This is a genomic window from Paenibacillus sp. FSL E2-0190 (assembly GCF_037992965.1).
Classification (GTDB): Bacteria; Bacillota; Bacilli; order Paenibacillales; family Paenibacillaceae; genus Paenibacillus_AQ; species Paenibacillus_AQ odorifer.
On sequence record NZ_CP150306.1, the window covers coordinates 676,478 to 695,261 of the forward strand.

At 46.1% G+C, this 18,784-nt stretch carries 16 protein-coding genes and 1 pseudogene; 12 read left to right on the top strand and 5 right to left on the bottom strand.

Annotated elements, in window-relative coordinates:
• Positions 1-449: 449 nt before the first annotated feature.
• On the bottom strand, positions 450-1,718 hold the full coding sequence (locus tag NST25_RS02970; RefSeq protein ID WP_340393286.1) for an NAD(P)/FAD-dependent oxidoreductase: 1,269 nt from the start codon (positions 1,716-1,718) through the stop codon (positions 450-452).
• A gap of 394 nt (positions 1,719-2,112) precedes the next feature.
• On the opposite strand from NST25_RS02970, the gene NST25_RS02975 reads away from it, so the two are divergent.
• The 3 genes from NST25_RS02975 to nadE all read left to right on the top strand — a co-directional run bounded on the left by NST25_RS02975 (position 2,113) and on the right by nadE (position 5,148).
• Positions 2,113-3,615 carry an ATP-binding protein gene (locus NST25_RS02975; protein WP_340393287.1) on the top strand — a complete coding sequence of 501 codons (1,503 nt, stop codon included), beginning with the start codon at positions 2,113-2,115 and terminating at the stop codon, positions 3,613-3,615.
• A gap of 120 nt (positions 3,616-3,735) precedes the next feature.
• Complete coding sequence (locus NST25_RS02980; protein WP_036676813.1) at positions 3,736-4,170, top strand: BrxA/BrxB family bacilliredoxin; 435 nt, start codon at positions 3,736-3,738, stop codon at positions 4,168-4,170.
• A 168-nt stretch (positions 4,171-4,338) separates the two neighbouring features.
• Positions 4,339-5,148 carry an ammonia-dependent NAD(+) synthetase gene (gene nadE, locus NST25_RS02985; RefSeq protein ID WP_076124401.1) on the top strand — a complete coding sequence of 270 codons (810 nt, stop codon included), beginning with the start codon at positions 4,339-4,341 and terminating at the stop codon, positions 5,146-5,148.
• Positions 5,149-5,243: 95 nt separating this feature from the next.
• Here the strand turns inward: nadE and NST25_RS02990 are convergent, their stop codons facing one another.
• Positions 5,244-6,071: an alpha/beta fold hydrolase gene (locus NST25_RS02990; protein ID WP_076124399.1), complete on the bottom strand. Its 828-nt coding sequence runs from the start codon at positions 6,069-6,071 to the stop codon at positions 5,244-5,246.
• Positions 6,072-6,280: 209 nt separating this feature from the next.
• Here NST25_RS02990 and acpS point away from each other — a divergent pair, with 209 nt between their 5' ends.
• The gene (gene acpS / locus NST25_RS02995) at positions 6,281-6,679 is read left to right on the top strand and encodes a holo-ACP synthase (protein ID WP_076124398.1); all 399 of its coding nucleotides are present in this window, start codon (positions 6,281-6,283) and stop codon (positions 6,677-6,679) included.
• 37 nt (positions 6,680-6,716) lie between these two features.
• Entirely contained in the window at positions 6,717-8,000 is a 1,284-nt protein-coding gene (mutY, locus tag NST25_RS03000) for an A/G-specific adenine glycosylase (RefSeq protein WP_339189413.1), read from the top strand.
• Positions 8,001-8,839: 839 nt separating this feature from the next.
• Here mutY and NST25_RS03005 read toward each other — a convergent pair.
• A complete protein-coding gene (locus NST25_RS03005; RefSeq protein ID WP_036676820.1) occupies positions 8,840-9,448 on the bottom strand; it encodes a superoxide dismutase in 609 nt (202 codons plus the stop codon).
• 481 nt (positions 9,449-9,929) lie between these two features.
• Between NST25_RS03005 and NST25_RS03010 the strand changes: the two genes are divergently transcribed.
• The 5 genes and pseudogenes from NST25_RS03010 to folE all read left to right on the top strand — a co-directional run bounded on the left by NST25_RS03010 (position 9,930) and on the right by folE (position 13,400).
• On the top strand, positions 9,930-10,349 hold the full coding sequence (locus NST25_RS03010) for a GNAT family N-acetyltransferase (protein WP_036676822.1): 420 nt from the start codon (positions 9,930-9,932) through the stop codon (positions 10,347-10,349).
• 190 nt (positions 10,350-10,539) lie between these two features.
• A complete protein-coding gene (gene lepB / locus NST25_RS03015; protein WP_076101394.1) occupies positions 10,540-11,148 on the top strand; it encodes a signal peptidase I in 609 nt (202 codons plus the stop codon).
• A gap of 35 nt (positions 11,149-11,183) precedes the next feature.
• Positions 11,184-12,338 (top strand): annotated as a pseudogene (gene queG / locus NST25_RS03020) (tRNA epoxyqueuosine(34) reductase QueG); the annotation flags it as partial.
• 171 nt (positions 12,339-12,509) lie between these two features.
• Positions 12,510-12,761, top strand: a complete 252-nt coding sequence (locus tag NST25_RS03025; protein ID WP_036676828.1) for a YneF family protein — start codon at positions 12,510-12,512, stop codon at positions 12,759-12,761.
• Between the two features lie 45 nt (positions 12,762-12,806).
• Positions 12,807-13,400, top strand: coding sequence for a GTP cyclohydrolase I FolE (gene folE, locus NST25_RS03030; RefSeq protein ID WP_036676830.1), 594 nt, complete (start codon positions 12,807-12,809; stop codon positions 13,398-13,400).
• A gap of 118 nt (positions 13,401-13,518) precedes the next feature.
• Here the strand turns inward: folE and NST25_RS03035 are convergent, their stop codons facing one another.
• Positions 13,519-14,697, bottom strand: coding sequence for a Fe-Mn family superoxide dismutase (locus NST25_RS03035; RefSeq protein ID WP_076138416.1), 1,179 nt, complete (start codon positions 14,695-14,697; stop codon positions 13,519-13,521).
• Positions 14,698-14,951: 254 nt separating this feature from the next.
• Between NST25_RS03035 and NST25_RS03040 the strand changes: the two genes are divergently transcribed.
• The gene (locus NST25_RS03040; protein WP_339189416.1) at positions 14,952-16,328 is read left to right on the top strand and encodes an MATE family efflux transporter; all 1,377 of its coding nucleotides are present in this window, start codon (positions 14,952-14,954) and stop codon (positions 16,326-16,328) included.
• Here the strand turns inward: NST25_RS03040 and NST25_RS03045 are convergent, their stop codons facing one another.
• Positions 16,329-17,369, bottom strand: coding sequence for an alpha/beta hydrolase (locus NST25_RS03045; RefSeq protein ID WP_339189418.1), 1,041 nt, complete (start codon positions 17,367-17,369; stop codon positions 16,329-16,331).
• A gap of 296 nt (positions 17,370-17,665) precedes the next feature.
• Here NST25_RS03045 and NST25_RS03050 point away from each other — a divergent pair, with 296 nt between their 5' ends.
• Positions 17,666-18,409 (top strand): IclR family transcriptional regulator, encoded by a 744-nt coding sequence (locus tag NST25_RS03050; protein ID WP_036676839.1) that lies wholly within the window; start codon positions 17,666-17,668, stop codon positions 18,407-18,409.
• Positions 18,410-18,784 lie beyond the last annotated feature (375 nt).

Consider the following 18,784-nt stretch of genomic DNA (forward strand, 5'->3'; position numbering starts at 1 on the left):
TATAAATAGAACGGAAGAGTGCCCCATAAGCCGTGAAAAGGCTGCTGGGGCACTCTTCTTTTTTTGTCTTGATTCGATCTATTGCAGCACGCACGTACGTATGAGGTACCTAGCTAGCCTATCGGATACAGCTGCCCCTAAACATACTATTTTTCCACTTTTGGGATGCTAACGGACTCCATAGTTGCTATTGCCATCAAAAACACCATATATGAGCCTCGCTATAATGAATAGCGTCGTTGGAGTCCGAAACACTGCCCATAAGGTGATAAATTCGCAAATAACGTCATCTGGGTCCGAAGCCGCAGTAGCTGATTAGGACAGACGCTCCACATAGCAGCTGAGGAACCCAAAACAGAGGAGCGATTCTCCAATTAATGAGAGAATCGCGCAGACCGCCATTTTCAAAGTAGTAAGCTGCTTGGAGGATATTCACGTTGCATTAGAGATTATCCCAGTCGAATGTCAGCAGCGTGTTTGCCTGCTGTATATCCTGTTGAGAAGGCCGCTGTTATATTGTAGCCTCCTGTATAGCCATGGATATCGAGTACCTCGCCGCAGAAGAATAACCCCGGCATAAGCTTCGATTCCATTCTTTTGGGATCGATCTCCTTCAGGTTTACCCCGCCCCCGGTAACAAAGGCCTCGGATAGGGAACGGGTGCCATGCACATAAACCGGCATGCGTTTCAAAATCCCAGCTAATAGAAGCAACCCATTCTTGGAGACATGATAGCCAGTTGTATCCCCATCTAAGTCAGCTTTAGTCAGCAAGAGGGGGATGAGACGTTCTGGCAACAGTCCTTTCAGCGAATTGCGGATCGCTTTCTTAGGTTCCTGATCCAGCTTATCCTGCAACATTGATTCTACTTCCTGTGTGTTCAGATCAGGGAAGAGATCAATGGACATCTCCACCGTATCTGTGCCGGATTTACGTTGGACCTGTCTCAGAAATTGGCTGCACCGCAGTGCAATGGGCCCTGATAATCCAAAATGGGTGAATATCATATCTCCTCGATGAGAGATGACCTTCTTTCCTTTAGGATTCCACACAGTGAGGGCTACATCACGTAGCGACAGGCCTTGCAGCTCGCCGGACTTAATCCATTCTTCCCGTGAAAGAATCGGCACCTCTGTCGGAAACAGCTCGGTGATCGTGTGCCCTGCGGCTTCTGCCCAAGGGTAGCCATCTCCAGTGGAGCCGGTCTGTGGTACAGACTTGCCTCCGGTGGCGATGATAACAGCAGTGCAGGCGATCGTCTTGCCCGAGCTCAGCTGGACTCCCTTAACAGCCCCTTCGTTATAGATTATTCTTGAGACGGGACTGTCGGTCATAATCTGCACGCCTAGACTCCGTACTTTGCTAATTAAGGCAGATACGACACTAGAGGCCTTATCGGAAACGGGAAACATCCGCCCGTTATCTTCTTCTTTTAATGCAATGCCTAAACCTTCAAAAAAGGCGATGATATCCTGGTTATTAAAATGGTCGAAGGCACTATACAAAAAACGCCCGTTTCCTGGAATATGGGCGATTAGCTCGTCTCTTTCCTTGACGTTGGTAACATTGCAGCGTCCGCCACCGGATATTCCGAGCTTTCGGCCTAGTTTTGCTCCCTTGTCGATTAGCAGAACGGATGCCCCGTGTTCTGCAGCGGCCACGCTTGCCATTAGACCCGAAGGGCCGCCCCCAATGACGATCACATCGTAATTGCTCATGAAATTTTACTCCTTTACATGTTAAGACACGGAAGCGATTTCCGCGGGTATTCCTAACGGAATCATACCATTCTGATTCACATGTAACCAGTCTTGTCCAATCATTAGGTGATTATCGTTGTCAGGAGAGTAATCCTGTGCTTTAATCTAAGCATGTAGGGTAATTTGTCCATTTTGGGGTGTGATTGTAATTATTGGTGCGGTTAAGGATATCTTATTGCAAATATCGGCAGCATGCTCCTTTCTTTTTCTTTTTCAATGGTGGGTGGACCGTAGATTTGTGACTCGGAAAAAGGGGAAGCTCCCAAATGATCAGACCTTTTTAATTTTGGCGTGTACGTTTAGTCTTATCCTGTGCTCTCTTCTTTCGACAACTCTGTTTGGTGTAGCCTATTTGAATTTAGGATTAATCCCTGCGTATATTGGTATTTTATATGGAACTACCCGTTCGGGCATTTTGCTGTCCATTTTCTTGCTTATCTGCAATGTAATCATTGCGGAGCCTACAGGAATCAGTAACGTGATATTGAATTCAGGGGTTTTATTATATCCGCTACTGTTTGGACTGGCCAAACCTTTTAAGAAAGGTACAGTAGTTGAGAAGATCGGTATGTTATGGATGATTCTTTGTCCAAGCATGCTATTTATTGCGTTAGTCCCGATTATAGGCGGGGAAAATATATATGAATCAAATTCCGTGCAAGCATTTCTGATTACGGTATATCTGTTTTTCACCATCGCTTTAGGTGGTATTTTTGTATATTATGTTGAGATGGTTAGAAGTAGATTGCAGGATAAAGTACAGATGGAGAATATCAGTGAAAGTTTCCAGTGGGAGTCCGAGAAGCTGCAGCAGATTACCAATGTAGTTCCTCTAAGTATTATGTCTCTGGATGAACACGGAGTTGTAACTGATCTTAATGATTGTATGTTAGGAATGATGCGGGCTCATTATCCCAATTTGCGAAAAGAGGATATTATTGACGAACCGGTAAAAAAGTTTTTTCACAGCTCAGTGGATACACAGGCATATATGCGGGTAAGTGATAATATCCGCTCTAAACGGCGTTCCAGTGAAAAAATGATTCATGAGTCGCGCATCTATCAGATTTATTCAGCGCCGTTAATGCATAAGAGCTCAGGGGTAACAAGTGGTGCTGTAATTATTGTGCAGGATATGACCAATGAGGAAAAACTACGTGTAGAGCTGGATCATGTGGAACGTTTGAGCTTGGTCGGGCAGATGGCTGCTGGAATTACCCATGAGATTCGTAATCCTATGGCGGTAGTTCGGGGTTTTTTGCAGCTGATGAGAGAAAAGAGTGCTCAAGAATTGGATTCTTATTATCAGATTGTGATGGAAGAGCTGGACCGCGCTAATAGTATTATTAATGATTTTTTATCCTTGGCACAGAGCCGGGTTTCTGATAAAGAGAAGGTGCTGCTGCACCATATTATAGAAGAAGTTAGTCCATTGCTGTGGGCTGATGCTAATCTTCGCGGTCAAAGTGTGGAACTGAAGCTGAGCCCATCACTGCATGAATTGGAGCTAAATGTCCGGGAAATCAAGCAGCTTATTCTCAATTTAGGACGTAATGGTATGGAGGCTATGGGACCCAAGGGGGTGCTGACGCTGGAGACACGCAGTACTCATGATAAAGTGGAGTTGATTGTCACCGATAGCGGTGTTGGTATGTCAGAAAGTCAACGCGAGAAGCTGTTTTTACCCTTTTTTACGACGAAAATTCAGGGAACAGGTCTAGGCTTATCCTTGTGTCTTAGTATTGTGGAGCGGCATAACGGTAAAATAAATGTAGAGTCTGTAGAAGGAGAGGGCACGGTTTTTACGATCTCCTTCCCATTGGATAAGGAGGAACCCAGCGGGGTTCGCTCGTAGATTGAATCACCCTCTACAGCATCTCTTGCTTTCACAGAGTATGAATGTATAATAAAGTTAGTAAGTACTGCTGTAATATTATCTGACAAACAGTTGAAATGTGAAGGAGAGTGCAGAGAAATGTCCATGTCTTTTAATCAATATATGAGAGATTCAATTCAGCCTATGCGTGATGACCTGACAAGTATCGGGTTTCAGGAGCTTATGACTCCAGAAGAGGTGGAAGCAACTCTTCCAACCGCAAAAGGAACATCGCTTGTAGTCGTAAATTCGGTCTGTGGTTGTGCTGCTGGACAATGTCGTCCAGGTGTAGCTCAGGCTTTGCAAAATGAAATCACTCCGGATCACTTGTTCACAGTGTTTGCAGGTCAAGAGAAAGAAGCTACTGCTAAAGCACGTGAATATTTTGCTCCTTATCCGCCATCCTCACCTTCCATCGCACTGATGAAGGATGGAGAACTCGTTCACTTTATTGAACGTCATGGCGTAGAAGATCGTTCGGCTGCTGAAATTGCTGCTGAATTGAAAGAAGTCTTCAATCGTTTGTGCCAGTAAAAACAGTTATTCCATATAATCTCGCATCAGCCGGCAAATCGGCTGCATGCGGGATTTTTCAAAATATAAGAGCAATAATGGGATAGAATATGCTTAGAAGCATGAGCTTCGTTTGGGTGGATATTTTGATGGATATGGAACCATTTCTGATGGAACGAGGTGTGTTTGGTGAGTTTACAGAAAGAAATTATTGCGGATCTTGGCGTGAAGCCAACGATTGATGTAGAGGTTGAGGCACGAAAACGGGTTGATTTCTTAAAGTCGTACGTGCTGAACGCAGGGGCTAAAGGATTATTGATCGCCATTAGTGGTGGAGTGGACAGTGCGGTAGCCGCGGGTCTTTGTAAACAGGCTACGGACGAGCTGTCGGCAGAAAAAGGCACAGAGTATATGACACTTGGAGTATTCCAGCCTTATGGGGTTCAGGAAGATATTCAGCACAGCTATGATGTTGCCAAAGCTTTTAATCTGACTCATACTGTGGAGACCAACATTGAGGAAGCGGTAAATGAAATTGCCCTTGAAGTTGAGCATGGTCTGAAATCAATAGGCCAACACCGCCATATGACGCATCAAGGCAAAGGAAATGTTAAAGCCAGAACACGTATGGTTATGCAATATGCACTCGCTTTTGAGAACAATCTGATTGTAGTAGGAACGGATCATGCTTCTGAAGCGATTACCGGCTTCTACACGAAGTGGGGCGATGGCGCTGTAGATATTACACCACTATCCACACTTAATAAACGTCAGGTACGTCAATTGGCTGCACATATCGGTGTGCCTGCGGATATTGTCACAAAAGCACCTACGGCGGGCTTATGGCCGGGTCAGACGGATGAAACCGAGCTGGGCATTACTTATGACGATAACAGCGACTATCTGGAAGGTAAACAGGTTAACCCTGAAGTAGCTGAGAAGCTTGAGAACTATTACCGGAGAACGGCACATAAGCGTAATGTTATTCCGGGGATTTAGAATAGGTTGAACTAGAAATCGCCACGGGTCTGCGTAGCAGCAGAGCTCGTGGCGGTTTTTGTGAGTTGGATAGCTGGATAGACTAAGAAGAATAATTATTCTGTAAGCGTAAGTGTCTGATCGATAAAATTAGTTGTCGCAGCAATCGCGAACTCTAATTGCGGAGTCGTGCCAGCAAAAGGATGCACAGTGTTGAACGTATGATTACCCTCAGGAACCTGCACCCAGCTAATATCTGGCCGAAGTTTGATGAGATGCTCAGATCCTTGGCGGAGATGTACTCCATCTTGACTGCCTTGAATAAGGACAACTGGGAAGGACGCTTTCTGTATGCGTTCAAGGATGTTATAACGTTCTTTGTTGTTCTCCATGTCTTCTAAAATTACAGCATCCAGCGGCATTTGTTGGCCAGTACGTCCATTAAGGACATAGGTTCTTCCTGTTTCCTTCATCTGCTGCTTTTGTTCTTCCGTCAGCAAATCGAGTTTCGTAACCCCGTTCCAGGAGATTACTCCGCTGATCTCATTGGGATGATCAAGCGTGTAGACCAAACAAATTCCCCCTCCGAGACTGTGGCCGAGAAGGAATAACGGCAGGCTGCCGAATTTCGGGTGTTGACTAAGATAGGACAACAGGATTTCCATGTCCTTCAAGCTGCGGCGATAGGTGTTGCGGGCGAACTTCTCAAGTTCAGTGAAATGCAGCAGATCTTCCCCGATGCCAGCATGAGAGAAGTTAAAAGTAATTACTTCATGCTCTTGGCTGAGAGTTGTGGCTATGTAAGGAAACATTCCCCAATCTTTAAAACCTTTGTAGCCATGGGCTATAACTATAACGCTTTTGGCTTTGCCTTGGGCTGGGAAGTGTGAGCAGCGGAGAACAGCTCCGTCTCCGGCAGGTATTTCAAAATTACGATGATTCATAGGGTAATCCCCTCTCCATATATAAAAATGAAGTAAATCAGCTAGTCTATCGTGAAGTCGCTAAATAGTCTTATTAGACTTAGAGCGCATTTTCTTTTAAGATAGCAGAAAGAATCTTGCAGGACTATTACTTTTAATAATACTTCATATGATTGATCATACCATTATTGAAGCAAAATGGGATACACGTCCATAAGGAGCGTGAAGTGTTGATTTACGGAATCGGACATGATGTGTTAGAAATTGAACGAATCTCAGAGGTAATAAATAGAGGACTGGGTAAGAAATTTAACCAGCGGGTCTTAACAGAGCAAGAATATCAACTTGCTGAAGAGCGAAGCGGGAGGTTGGCTGAGTTCGTAGCCGGACGTTTTGCTGCCAAGGAAGCAGTTGTGAAGGCTTTAGGCTGTGGCATCGGCAATGTAGTTGGGTTTCAGGATATTGAGATATTGCCTGATGCTAAAGGAAAACCAGAGGTAACTTTATCGTGTGAGGCTTGGAGCAGACTAGATCTGCCAAATGGACAGAGGTACACCATTCATCTTACGATAACACATGGCCGTGATTTGGCTTCGGCTTTTGCTGTCGTGGAAGGGCCAGGTTCATAAATTGAACCCTGATTATAGAAGGGCAAGGAGCGTTATAATGACACAACAAGATCTACAAGTTCAAGACGAACAGGAGCTGCGGGAGGCTAAGCAATATTTCAGCTATCATTTGCTGGAGTGGTATCAAGGGCAGAAACGGGATTTGCCTTGGCGTCGGCACCGCAATCCTTATTATATTTGGATTTCTGAAATAATGCTGCAGCAGACAAGGGTGGATACGGTAATCCCGTATTTCAATCGGTTTATCGAAAGGTTTCCTACCGTGGAGTCGCTCGCCGATGCACCAGAAGAGGACGTACTTAAGTGCTGGGAAGGCTTAGGTTATTATTCTCGTGCTCGCAATATACAGCATGCGGCCAAACAGGTCAAAGAGCTGTATGGCGGGCAGGTGCCGAATGATCGCGAGGCTGTCTTCAGTTTAAAGGGAGTGGGACCTTATACGGCAGGGGCTATCCTTAGCATTGCGTTCAATCGGCCGGAGCCAGCGGTCGACGGCAATGTGATGCGGGTGTTGTCCCGATACTTCCTGATAGAGGATGATATCGCCAAGGGACCCACCCGCGTAAAGATGGAGCGCCTGGCAGCTGAACTGATCCCGGAGGGGGAAGCGGCATCTTTTAATCAGGCGCTGATGGAGCTCGGGGCGCTCGTATGCACTCCTAAATCACCGCGCTGTTTAACCTGCCCGGTGATGGAGCATTGCGCCGCGCGCCTGGCGGGCTGCGAGACCTCGCTGCCCGTCAAGACCAAGGCCAAGCCGCCGCGCCCTGAGGAACGGCTGGCGGCTTTGATTGAGGGCCGCGGTGCCCACGCGGGCCAAGTGCTCATCCGGCAGCGGCCACAAAGCGGGCTGTTAGCCCGCATGTGGGAGCTGCCGCACTGGCCGGCGCCGCCTGTGGAAGGCGGCGCCAAAGGCGCGCGGCTGCCGGAAGCGGCGGCGCTGGACCGGCTGCGCCGGTCACTGCGGGAGGCCGGGATCTCTGCCCGGCCTGAGAAGCACTGGATGGCTGCTGAGCATATCTTCAGCCATATCGTGTGGACGCTGCAGGTGTACCGCTGCAGCGAAGAGGACGCCCTTCCGCTGCCGATAGCGGCAGAAGGACGGGCAGTGTACAACGCGGAAGCGGACTTGTTCTCAGGAATCGACAGCAGCATGCCTATCGAGAGGTTTGAGGACGGGACCGCTAGTCCAGAGGACGGCGGAGCTGTGCGCTGGATCAGCCGCGAAGACATGGCTAACTATGCGTTCCCTAACGTTTTTTTGAAGCTACTGAACCTTTATTTTGATGAGCAGGAAGAGCGGGCGAAGCTAGAGAAGTAGGAGATTCGCCGTGTTGCGTTGCTAAAGTGCTAAATGTACAAAACCTGAGTTTGATGTATGCACCTAAGTAGGGTCGTATGCACCTAGGTATGGTCGTATGCGCCTAAGTAGGGTCGTATGCACCTAGGTATGGTCGTATGCACCTAAGTAGGGTCGTATGCACCTAAGTATGGTCATATGCGCCTAAGTAGAGTAGTATGCACCTAAGTATGGTCATATGCACCTAAGTAGGGTCGTATGCTTCAGTCTGTTCGTAGCAAATATTTGTTTATTTGGTTCAGATTAGTTCAGTCTTGTTCCAACTAAATTCTTCTGGTGTTCTATGGCTACGAGAGTGGTAAAGATTTAATTGGGGAATTCTTCCCTAAAAATAGGTCGATTTGGCTTGTAATTGATCATTTTAGGGAAAACCTCCCTAATAATTGGGAAAATATCGGTTTTATGCCCAAAACGGATAATTTTTAGGGAGTATTTCCCTAATTACTCGTGTTTATGGAGTATATCGCAGAATTTTAGGGAGTTATTCCCTAATCTATTGCTCAGCGACTCCAAACGCAGATTCTCGTAAGCCGAGTATAGATTTATTGCGATTTATTCTCATCTATACCGATCTATTCTGATCTATACCGATCCAGCGCATCCATTTAAGCGACGCAAGCGGCGTGAAATGCGGTGTCTGGGAGGATCTCAATCAATCAGTCAGTCAATCAGTCAGTCAATCTCTGTCTTTATCTTTATCCCTCTATATCTCCAACCTAAACAAAGAAGGTATCCCTTAGCCTATTCGGCTCTGAGATACCTTCTTTTTTAGTTAAATGGCATAAGCCAAATGGAATTTCTTATTTTGCGCTTTCGTAACGTTTGCCAACTTCTTCCCAGTTTACTACGTTCCAGAACGCTTTGATGTAATCAGGGCGTTTGTTTTGGTAGTTCAGGTAGTAAGCGTGCTCCCATACATCCAGTCCGAGGATTGGAGTAGCGCCTTCGCTGATTGGGTTGTCTTGGTTAGGTGTGCTTGTTACTGCCAGTTTGCCATCTTTAACAACTAGCCAAGCCCAGCCGCTGCCGAAACGAGTAGTTGCTGCTGCTGCGAAATCTTCTTTGAATTTTTCGAATCCGCCCAGTTCTTTATCGATAGCTTCAGCCAATGCGCCAGTTGGTGCGCCGCCGCCGTTTGGTCCGATAACTTCCCAGAACAAAGTGTGGTTAGCGTGTCCGCCACCATTGTTGCGAACAGCAGTACGGATAGCTTCAGGTACAGCGTTCAGATCTGTAAGAAGCTCTTCAATGCTTTTGCTTTGCAATTCAGGTGCTTTTTCCAAAGCTGCATTCAGATTAGTTACATATGTGTTATGGTGTCTGTCATGGTGAATTTCCATCGTCAATGCGTCGATGTGTGGTTCGAGTGCGTTGTTCGGATAAGGAAGTGCCGGTAATTGAAATGCCATGGAAAAATCCCTCCTGAGTTATATTAGAATTTTGTTATAGATAAAGAATTCTGGCGAACTAACGTCAAAATCCTTTATTGTAAATATGTACTATAGGGTTTCGCCAATAGGATACTTTAATTAAACCGTATCTAGACCAATAATGCAACACTAAACAAACATAAATGTTTATAAAGTATAATTGGAGAGGGAAAGGGTTTTACAATTGTATTTAGAATGTTAAAATAAATAGTCCCTAACCTATAGACATATATCCTTATTAATACCCTTTTAATGAAGAAATGAACCCCATCCGAAATGTAAACGCTTGATATTAAGCGCTTTCAAAAGAAAAATGATGATATCACGAGAAAAGTGTGCTTTAATAGATTTAAAAGCAGGTATTCCTCGATATTTGATGCTTTTTTTTATTTTCTCTATGTTAAGGGAACCCCTTCTTTTTGTTAAATTCATAAGCCATAGACAAGGGAGATTTTAAAGAATGCACGTTCGTTCCTTTCAATTAAGCGACGTTAGCCCTGTGACTGATTTGCTGCAAACCGCATTATCGGAAGAGTGTTTCGAGAACACTATCGAGCCTTTCTCCAGGCAGCTTTCTTGGGATTCAGATCTCATTGTAGTTGCGGAAGATGAAGAAGAAATTGTTGGAGCACTGATTGGTACAATTGAGAAAAACCACGGTTGTTATTTCCGGATTGCTGTACATCCTGATTATCGCCGCAGAGGAGTCGGTAGAAGTCTGGTATCAGCTATGGAATCCAGGTTTCAAGCTCGTAAAGTCAGTGGTATCTATGTAGCCGTCGATGAGCATAATTCTTTTGCTTTGCCATTGTATGAAGCTATGGGATATAGCGAGAATCAAATCTTCAAATCTGTCCGGAAGCTGAGCATTGTTGGGTAATTTTGATCACTCAGCTGCGAAAGCGGAAACATTTTCTAGAAAAAAGAACTATAGCTGACGATATAGTCTGTTTCATTCATACTCGAGCGTATTTTCCAGAAGTCCATTGCTAATGGCTGGGAGATATGCTTTTTTATTGTTATAATATCTGCAAGTATAGACTTCAATTATTGAGAACAGAGGTGACATATTGAATCAGGAGCCCCAAGTAGATTACACGAGAAATAGGAAACAAAGACATAGATCCTCCAGATCCAAGACTACCCTGGGCGGTCGTTTGGTCTCGGAAATGAAGGATTGGCTGCTTACAGCTGTGATTGTTTTTGCTGTGATGTCTGTTCTTAATGTTTTTGTGTTCAATATATCAACGGTTAAAGGTCAGTCTATGCAGCCAACGCTCTGGGAGGGTGAGAGGCTCTTCATTAATAAAATTTCATTGCTCTTCGTAAATCCAAAACATGGTGATGTTGTCATTCTTCATGATCCAAGTACTGGACCTAGTCATAAGGAGTATTTAGTGAAGCGAGTGATTGGCATACCTGGAGATATCATAGAGGTACGGAATCATCAGTTATACGTGAATGGAAAAATAGTGAATGAGCCCTATATCGATACTGAGATTGAAGATCCGGATTTTGCAGCGTTAACCGTGGAAAGTGGCAATTATTTTGTAATGGGCGATAACCGTCATGCTTCAGCCAGCAAGGACAGCCGTTACTTCGGCTCTATTTCACAGGATATGATTGTCGGCAGGGCTGATTATATATGGTGGCCTCTGTCAAAACTGAATAGATTATAAGAAAGTCAGCGAAGATATGAAAGGAGAAGGCGGAAATGACCAATACATTTCAGTCATCGTATGCTCCCCCGCCTTCCAAGTGGGCACAGCTTAAAGCAGAGATTCAGGAGGCTGCGACATCACTCGGTATTGATGATATCGGGTTTACAACAGCAGAACCTTTTTTATATTTAAAAAATATACTGCAAGACCACCGGGACAAAGGATATGAATCTGGCTTCGAGGAACCCGATCTGGATAAAAGGACAGTTCCAGCATTGTCTTCTGGAGACAAACCGTTATCTATTATTTCGATTGCAGTGGCTTACCCTTCTAAAATGGAGAACCCTCCTAAATCTGAGCCGGGTGCACGTAGAGGCATCCTCGCCCGGGCATCTTGGGGCAGGGATTATCACCATGTGCTGAGGGAAGCCTTAAGTAAGCTAGAGGAATTTATTCACGAGCGTGTACCAGAGGCTGTGCTGGAAAGTATGGTGGACACTGGTGTTCTAGTAGATAGAGCGGTAGCGGAAAGAGCGGGAATAGGCTTCAGCGGCAAAAACTGTTCTATCATCTCGCCCAAATGGGGATCTTGGATTTATCTTGGGGAAATGGTTACGAACATTCCTTTTGCTCCGGATGAACCTGTTGAAGAAGGCTGCGGGGACTGTACCAAGTGTATTGATGCTTGTCCGACCGGAGCGCTGGTGGGTCCGGGTCAGCTTAACGCACAGGCTTGTATTTCTTTTTTGACGCAGACTAAAGGGTTCCTCAGCGAGGAGTATATGACCAAGATCGGCAATCGTCTATACGGCTGTGATACTTGCCAGATTGTATGTCCCAAGAATAGAGGTAAGAACTGGAATCATCGCCCTCAGATGCAACCTGATCCTGAAATTGTGAAGCCGCTGCTGCTGCCGATCCTTGATCTTAGCAATCGTGAGTTCAAAGAGAAATTCGGCAATAGCTCAGCAGCCTGGAGAGGCAAAAAGCCGATGCAGCGAAATGCGATCATTGCCCTAGGCAATTTTAAGGAAGCCGGGGCTGTGCCAAAGCTATCAGAGATTGTTCTGAAAGAGCCGCGGCCAGAGATGCGGGGCACTGCTGCTTGGGCGCTTGGACGTATTGGCGGTGATGAGGCTCTAGCGGCTGTAGAAGCGGGTTTAGAGCGCGAGGAGGATAGCACGGTGAGGGAAATGCTAAGCCGGGCGCAGGATGTGCTCCTTACTGGGAAGAAGGCACGGGAGGACAGCGATATTAATGGAGGAAAAAGTTCATAGACAGGTTGCATATTGCCAATTGCTGTCCAGTTCCCGAAATGCTATGATAGATTCGCGTGCCATATGGCGATGCAGACAATAGAGTGTAGAGGTGGGCTTTAGATGAGTATCGCATTACCTATTATTACATTGGTCGTAGGTCTCATCGGTGGTTTTTTCATCGGTGTATATTATCTGCGCAAACAAATGACAAACATGCAGAATGATCCTGAAATGCTGCAAAAGGTTGCAAAGCAAATGGGTTATAACCTGAACGGGAAGCAAATGCAGCGTGCCCAGCAAATGATGAAGACTCAGGGACAGCCAGGTGCGCGCCCAGGAGCAGCTAAAGGGAATAAACGTAGAAGTAAGTAACCGGGTCCGGATAACATGTATACGGGTGCGGAAGGGGGAGACATCATGGGGAACATCAAGGAATATGTGAACGGTAAAGTTGCAGAGAACCGTGAGCAAATCGAGTATCACGTTGAGAAAATATTAGAATTAATCGGTGAAGATACCGGCCGCGAGGGACTGCTGGAAACACCGGCACGTGTTACGCGGATGTACGAGGAGATATTCGGCGGTTATTCGATAGATCCCCGCGAGGCGCTCGGCGTTACTTTTGATGAGTCTCATGAAGAGCTAGTGATTGTTAAGGATATCGTCTATTACAGCCAATGTGAACACCACATGGCTCCTTTCTTTGGTAAAGTGCATATAGGATACATTCCGAGCGGACGTATTGCTGGACTCAGCAAATTAGCTCGGCTTGTTGAAGCAGTAAGCCGGCGTCTACAGGTTCAAGAACGCATTACGGCGCAAATTGCTGATATTATGACGGAGGTGCTAGGCCCCCACGGTGTTATGGTTGTTGTGGAGGGAGAACATCTGTGTATGTGTGCACGCGGAGTGAAGAAGCCAGGCAGCAAAACGGTAACTATGGCTACTAGAGGGGTCTTCCGTGAGGATGCCGCCGCTCGTGCGGAGTTTCTAAGCTTGATTAAGGAATAAATATCGGGGTGCATACCTCGAAATTGGAAGGACCCATCGTTCACGTAATGTGAATGATGGGTCCTTTTTGGTCAGGGTGTGGGAATAAGAGTGATGTTCACTGTGAATTGAAATAATATCAAAAAGGCTTCCAGGCCAGTTTACTGGCAGCAGCATAACGTTCTGAGACGTAAGGCCAGTTAACGACCTTCCACCAATCCTCAATATAATCGGCCCGATTATTCTGATGTTTAAGGTAATAGGCATGCTCCCATACATCCAGAGCCAGTAACGGAACCACGTCCCATTGTGACAGGTTCTGATGTTTCTCCGCAGTCAAAATCTCCAGTCTATGACTGCGTGGACTCCAGACGAGAATAGCCCAGCCGCCACCTTCAACCTTATTCGCAGCTTCTGTGAACTGTTTCTTGAAGCTGTCATAGCTGCCAAAGCTTTGTTCAATGGCTTCCAGTAAGGCTCCAGTTGGACGCCCGCCACCTTGTGGAGACATTACGTTCCAGAAGATTGTATGGAGATAGTGGCCTGCCCCATTAAAGGCTAGCTCCCGCTCCCAATGCTTAACGAGATCGAAATCTCCTTTCTTGCGAGCCTCAGCTAGCTTGTTCTCCGCTTTATTTAGTCCATCTACATAACTTTGATGGTGTTTATCGTGATGAATCCGCATGGTTTTCTCATCGATGTATGGTTCCAGCGCATTATAAGCATAAGGCAATGGAGGCAGCGTATGTCCGCCAATTGGCACAGCACTCATTTCACGAATATCAAGGATAGTATCTGTAGAAGGAATAAGTCCCTCATTCCGAGTGACATTGTCCTCTTCTGTTCTTACGACATAGTCGGCTGCTGTATAATCTCTCATAATTTGCGTGAGCTGTCCGGGTGAGCTCAGAGTGTGCAGTACGGCAAGGAAATACTCTGATTCGCGAATAATATGCAGGATCACAGTGGTAGCAAGGGGGACGGCTTTGACGGCTGCGCTACTTTCCATAATGGCAAAAAGCTGCCGAACAAATTCTTGGGATTGGGTACAGGAGATATGCAGCAGCTTTTCTGTTTCCGCAGTGAGTTCAGCCTGACTTGGTGGAGAAGCAGAGAGGGCAGAATTCAATAACTGCTGAGCGGCCATCTCTGTGGCACCGAAGACCACTGCCCATTCATCCAGCAGTTTAACATAGGGTTCCTCCAGGTTAGGTACGATTGCTTTGATAACCTCGGTATGCTCTTTCTCTTGTGTTTTCCAGAATACGATTTCTTCTAAAATACGTACTGGCAGCATCGGCCCGTATACATATAACATTCCAAGAAAACCTCCCGTGATATGTCTTCATCAGTCCATTATATGTGTGCTCATGATAGCTTATGAAGAGCATAAGAACGCGATAATAATATCGTTGACAACCGTTTGATATGGTGAAATAATACAGGAAAATAAAGGCAATGATACCGAAAGGTACAACCTCGCGAAATGGAGGGTGTACCTTTTTTTGTCGTGTGGCCGATTAATGAAATCCTATGGGGTAGTAGAAAAACTTTGAGAAATGAGATGAGGGTATGAACAAGCTTGAGAAGAAGCAATTTTATAATCAGCTGTTAAAATTAGCGGTACCGATATCCCTCCAAAGTCTAGTCATGGCGGTGCTGTATTTAGTAGATCAATTGATGGTAGGGCAGCTTGGGGGTGTAGCAATCGCTTCGGTTGGGATGGCTAGTAAAATCTATAGCGTGATTTCAGTGGTACTGGCGGGTCTTGCTACGGGTCTTGCTATATACGCGGCTCAATATTGGGGGAGTAAAGACCGAAAGAGCATCACACCACTACTGGGATTAAGTCTTGGAATTGGCCTGATCTTGTCGGGTTCATTTACGATATTTGTTTTTTTCAACCCTCGGCTATGTCTGTCTATTTTTACAACGGATAAAGAAGTGTTGGAGAATGGGTACATTTTTCTGAAAATCGTTGCCCTCAGTTATATTCCAACGATGTTGACGATGCTCTATTCGGCGGTTCTACGAAGTTCAGGACATGTAAAGTATCCAATGATTGTTAGCATAGCTGCTGTAGGAATGAATATTATTTTAAACTATGCGCTTATTTTTGGGCATTGGGGATTTCCAGAGCTTGGACTTGCAGGTGCGGCATATGCAACGTTAATCTCACGTATAGTCGAAAGTGCTTTGATTGTCGGAGCCGTATATCGTGGAAAGCTGCCGGGTGCCGGAGGTATTAAGGAACTCAGTTCGTTTTCGAAAGCGCTGTGCATACCTTTTTTAAGAACGATAGCACCTATTGTTTTAACGGAATTGGTTTGGGTCTTAGGGGAGGCTTGTTATTCCGTAATATATAGCCGTATGGGCACAGCAGAGATGACCGCTATGACAGTGACCTTTCCGCTGCAGGGGTTGACGATTGGGCTTCTGGCAGGGCTTTCTGGTGCAGCTGGCATTATGGTCGGACATAAGCTGGGAGAGAATAATAATGCAGGTGCTTTTCAGTATGCTCGTTTTTTTGTTCGAATAGGAGTAGGGATTTCATTGCTGCTTGGTGTTCTTATTGCTGTTCTTGCCCCGCTCTACGTCTCAGCCTTTAACTTAACAGTGGAAGAGCGCCGAATGGCCACTTCCGTTATCTGCTTTTTTGCTCTTTTTTTATGGATAAAGGTGGGCAATATGATGATTGCGGGAGGGATCCTGCAGAGTGGTGGCGATAGTAAATTCGTCTTTATTATGGAAGGCTCGACAACTTGGTTGCTTGGGGTGCCTCTAGGGCTACTGTTGTCATGGGGATGGAAACAGCCTCTTCCCTGGGTATACTTCTTTCTGTCCCTGGAAGAGGCTGTTCGATTGGTTATAGGTTACGTGCGTTTTCGCCGTGGTAAATGGTTGAAGCAGCTGACCCATCAGGGGACAGAGGCGGATTGTAGTGCTTAACTAGTTACTTGCCATCGCCGGCTGGTTGCCATTGTAGGTTTTGGCTAGTTGAACATTTCCTAAGAAAGCAGAGACTCGCCGCAAATACTCACGCGGGTGCTCACGGAATAGCAATTCATGATGGCTGCCCTCTACGACCCAGGAATCTGAGAACGGATTGCTTTGGTTCGCGGCCAGCTTTTCGGCAATAGGATAAGGAGCTTTATCATCTTCGGTTCCATGCATGAGTAGAATAGGGAAAGGATAATCTTCGGATTTGACCTTCGCATAAGGAATTTGATTCAGCCCCGTACCGTTTAGAACTGGGAACAGCATTTCCATAATCGCCAGGGAAGGCTGGCGGGGCAGATCAATATTTTGCTTAATATTATGATACAGCGTATCTGGCTCTAACAAAAAGGTGCTGTCCAGAATCATCGCGTCAATGTCCTCTGATACTAATCCTGTTTGCAGTGCTGTGCCTGCTCCCATGGAGAAGCCCCATACCACTAACTCCTCAGCTCCACGTTCCTTAGCAAAATCAATAGCGCCTAGAAGCTGCTGGGATTCTTTTTTACCTCCGGTTGCAATATCCTTGTTGCCTTGGGCAGCAAAGCCGTAATCAAACATCACGACATTGAAATTCAGACTGTGTGCATAGTGAGCGAGATCGTACATAGGTACCCAAGATTCTTCCCGGTTGGCGCCATAGCCATGGCTGAACACGATAGTTTTGGTAGCCCCTTCGGAGGGAATATACCAGCCGCTCATCATCCGACTTCCATCTTTAGCTGGAAACGTCACATCCTCGTATGCGAGACCTTTGGCCTGCATGGGATTGGAATACAGAGGTGCGACCGTTGGATTAGATAATACCCAGGCGATATAGCCATGAAGTGAGACAAAGCAGAAGGCTAAGAAGAAAAAAATAGATAATAGCAGTGCAACGATAATATGCTTCACACGAATCATCCGCAGCGATAGCCGGGATGAACTGCCTTGTTTAGGTAGTTTAGGTCGACGGGAGACGATTGTGCCGGTTTGGCGAGTTGCCAGATCCATATGGTCCCCTCCTAAGAATGATGTGAGTACTAGTGCCTAGAAGAATTTGTAAAAATGATTCTAAAGCATCAGTAGATAATTTAATATGTTAATCGTATGAAAAAGCCCTTACAAAGTCAATGAATTAGATGCTTTTGTAATGTAACTGTAAAGTGCGGCCCAACCTTTTCCGGCACATTTTTGGCACAACTCCGGCGGAGTGAATATACTGGACTTTCCATAGAGTTTTGCACTAAGATAGAGTTAGTTATAATGTAACCGAGTTTCATTTGATGAAACACGAGGGGGAGATTGTCATGGAGGACCGAAAGCTTACAGTGCGTGCGGTAGAACGTGCGCTTGATATATTGCTTTGTTTTACGCAGGACAGAGATTTAGGGTTGACGGAGATCGCTTCAAAGATTGATTTACATAAAAGTACCGTCCATCGGCTGCTGGCAACCTTGGAGGAAAAGGGCTTCCTCATTCGTAATCCGGCCACTGAGAAATACAGTTTGGGTATACGAATTTGGGAATTGTCTACGCATTTGCCTGCTTTTGATGAGTCGGCCGCGGTATTATTGCCGTCAATGGAACGGCTGCGGGATCGGCTAGGGGAGACTGTTAGTTTATATTTACGCGACGGCATAGAACGTGTGCGGATTCAGGCGGTTCAGAGCCAGCAGGCCATCCGGCGAGTGGCGCAGATCGGTGCGAGATTGCCTTTATCTGTGGGGGCATCAAGCAAAGTGCTGGCAGCCTATGCTCCTCCAGAGGTGCTGAAAGAATTGCTGGAGAGTTCGGGATGGCCGGACTACGTTGAGAAGGATGTCTATCAAGAGCAGCTTAATGATATTATCCGGCTCGGATATGCCACCAGTTTCGAGGAACGCGAGCCCGGCGCGGCCGCGGTGGCGGTGCCTGTTACGGGCCGCAGTGGAAATGTGATCGCGGCGTTATCACTGTCCGGCCCAGTTAGTCGCTTATCCCGAGATACGCTAGTGGAATATGCCGCAGTACTGAAGGAAGCGGCTAGTGAAATGGGCATGATGATTCCTTAATTCGCTGGCTGAGACATACCTTGTTAAACAGCGAAGCAGCGATCTCTCCGTTACTGGAGGATCGCTGCTTTGCTTTTTTGGGGAGGGACTTAGCTGATTGTGGGTAAGTGGCAGGAAACGATGGGTAACTGATGGATAATTGCTGGTTGACTGATGAGTGACTGATGGGTGACTGATGAGTGAGTGATGACTGACTGACGAGTGGCTGATGAGTGACTGATGAGTGACTGATGAGTGACTGATGAGTGACTGACGAGTGGCTGATGAGTGACTGATGGGTAACTGACGGCTGACTGATTGGTAATTAACGGCTGACTGACGGATAGCTAATGGCTAACGGCTCCCCTACCTTGCGTTGGTTTGGTGAGCTTCAGT

Excerpts from the sequence above, each read along its gene's own strand:
- NST25_RS03010 (WP_036676822.1), top strand. The coding sequence starts at position 9,930 with ATGCACGTTCGTTCCTTTCAATTAAGCGACGTTAGCCCTGTGACTGAT.
- mutY (WP_339189413.1), top strand. The coding sequence starts at position 6,717 with ATGACACAACAAGATCTACAAGTTCAAGACGAACAGGAGCTGCGGGAG.
- NST25_RS03035 (WP_076138416.1), bottom strand. The coding sequence starts at position 14,697 with ATGTTATATGTATACGGGCCGATGCTGCCAGTACGTATTTTAGAAGAA.
- NST25_RS03025 (WP_036676828.1), top strand. The coding sequence starts at position 12,510 with ATGAGTATCGCATTACCTATTATTACATTGGTCGTAGGTCTCATCGGT.
- NST25_RS03040 (WP_339189416.1), top strand. The coding sequence starts at position 14,952 with ATGAACAAGCTTGAGAAGAAGCAATTTTATAATCAGCTGTTAAAATTA.
- NST25_RS03005 (WP_036676820.1), bottom strand. The coding sequence starts at position 9,448 with ATGGCATTTCAATTACCGGCACTTCCTTATCCGAACAACGCACTCGAA.
- NST25_RS03045 (WP_339189418.1), bottom strand. The coding sequence starts at position 17,369 with ATGGATCTGGCAACTCGCCAAACCGGCACAATCGTCTCCCGTCGACCT.
- NST25_RS02970 (WP_340393286.1), bottom strand. The coding sequence starts at position 1,718 with ATGAGCAATTACGATGTGATCGTCATTGGGGGCGGCCCTTCGGGTCTA.
- NST25_RS03050 (WP_036676839.1), top strand. The coding sequence starts at position 17,666 with ATGGAGGACCGAAAGCTTACAGTGCGTGCGGTAGAACGTGCGCTTGAT.
- NST25_RS02990 (WP_076124399.1), bottom strand. The coding sequence starts at position 6,071 with ATGAATCATCGTAATTTTGAAATACCTGCCGGAGACGGAGCTGTTCTC.
- NST25_RS02980 (WP_036676813.1), top strand. The coding sequence starts at position 3,736 with ATGTCCATGTCTTTTAATCAATATATGAGAGATTCAATTCAGCCTATG.
- folE (WP_036676830.1), top strand. The coding sequence starts at position 12,807 with ATGGGGAACATCAAGGAATATGTGAACGGTAAAGTTGCAGAGAACCGT.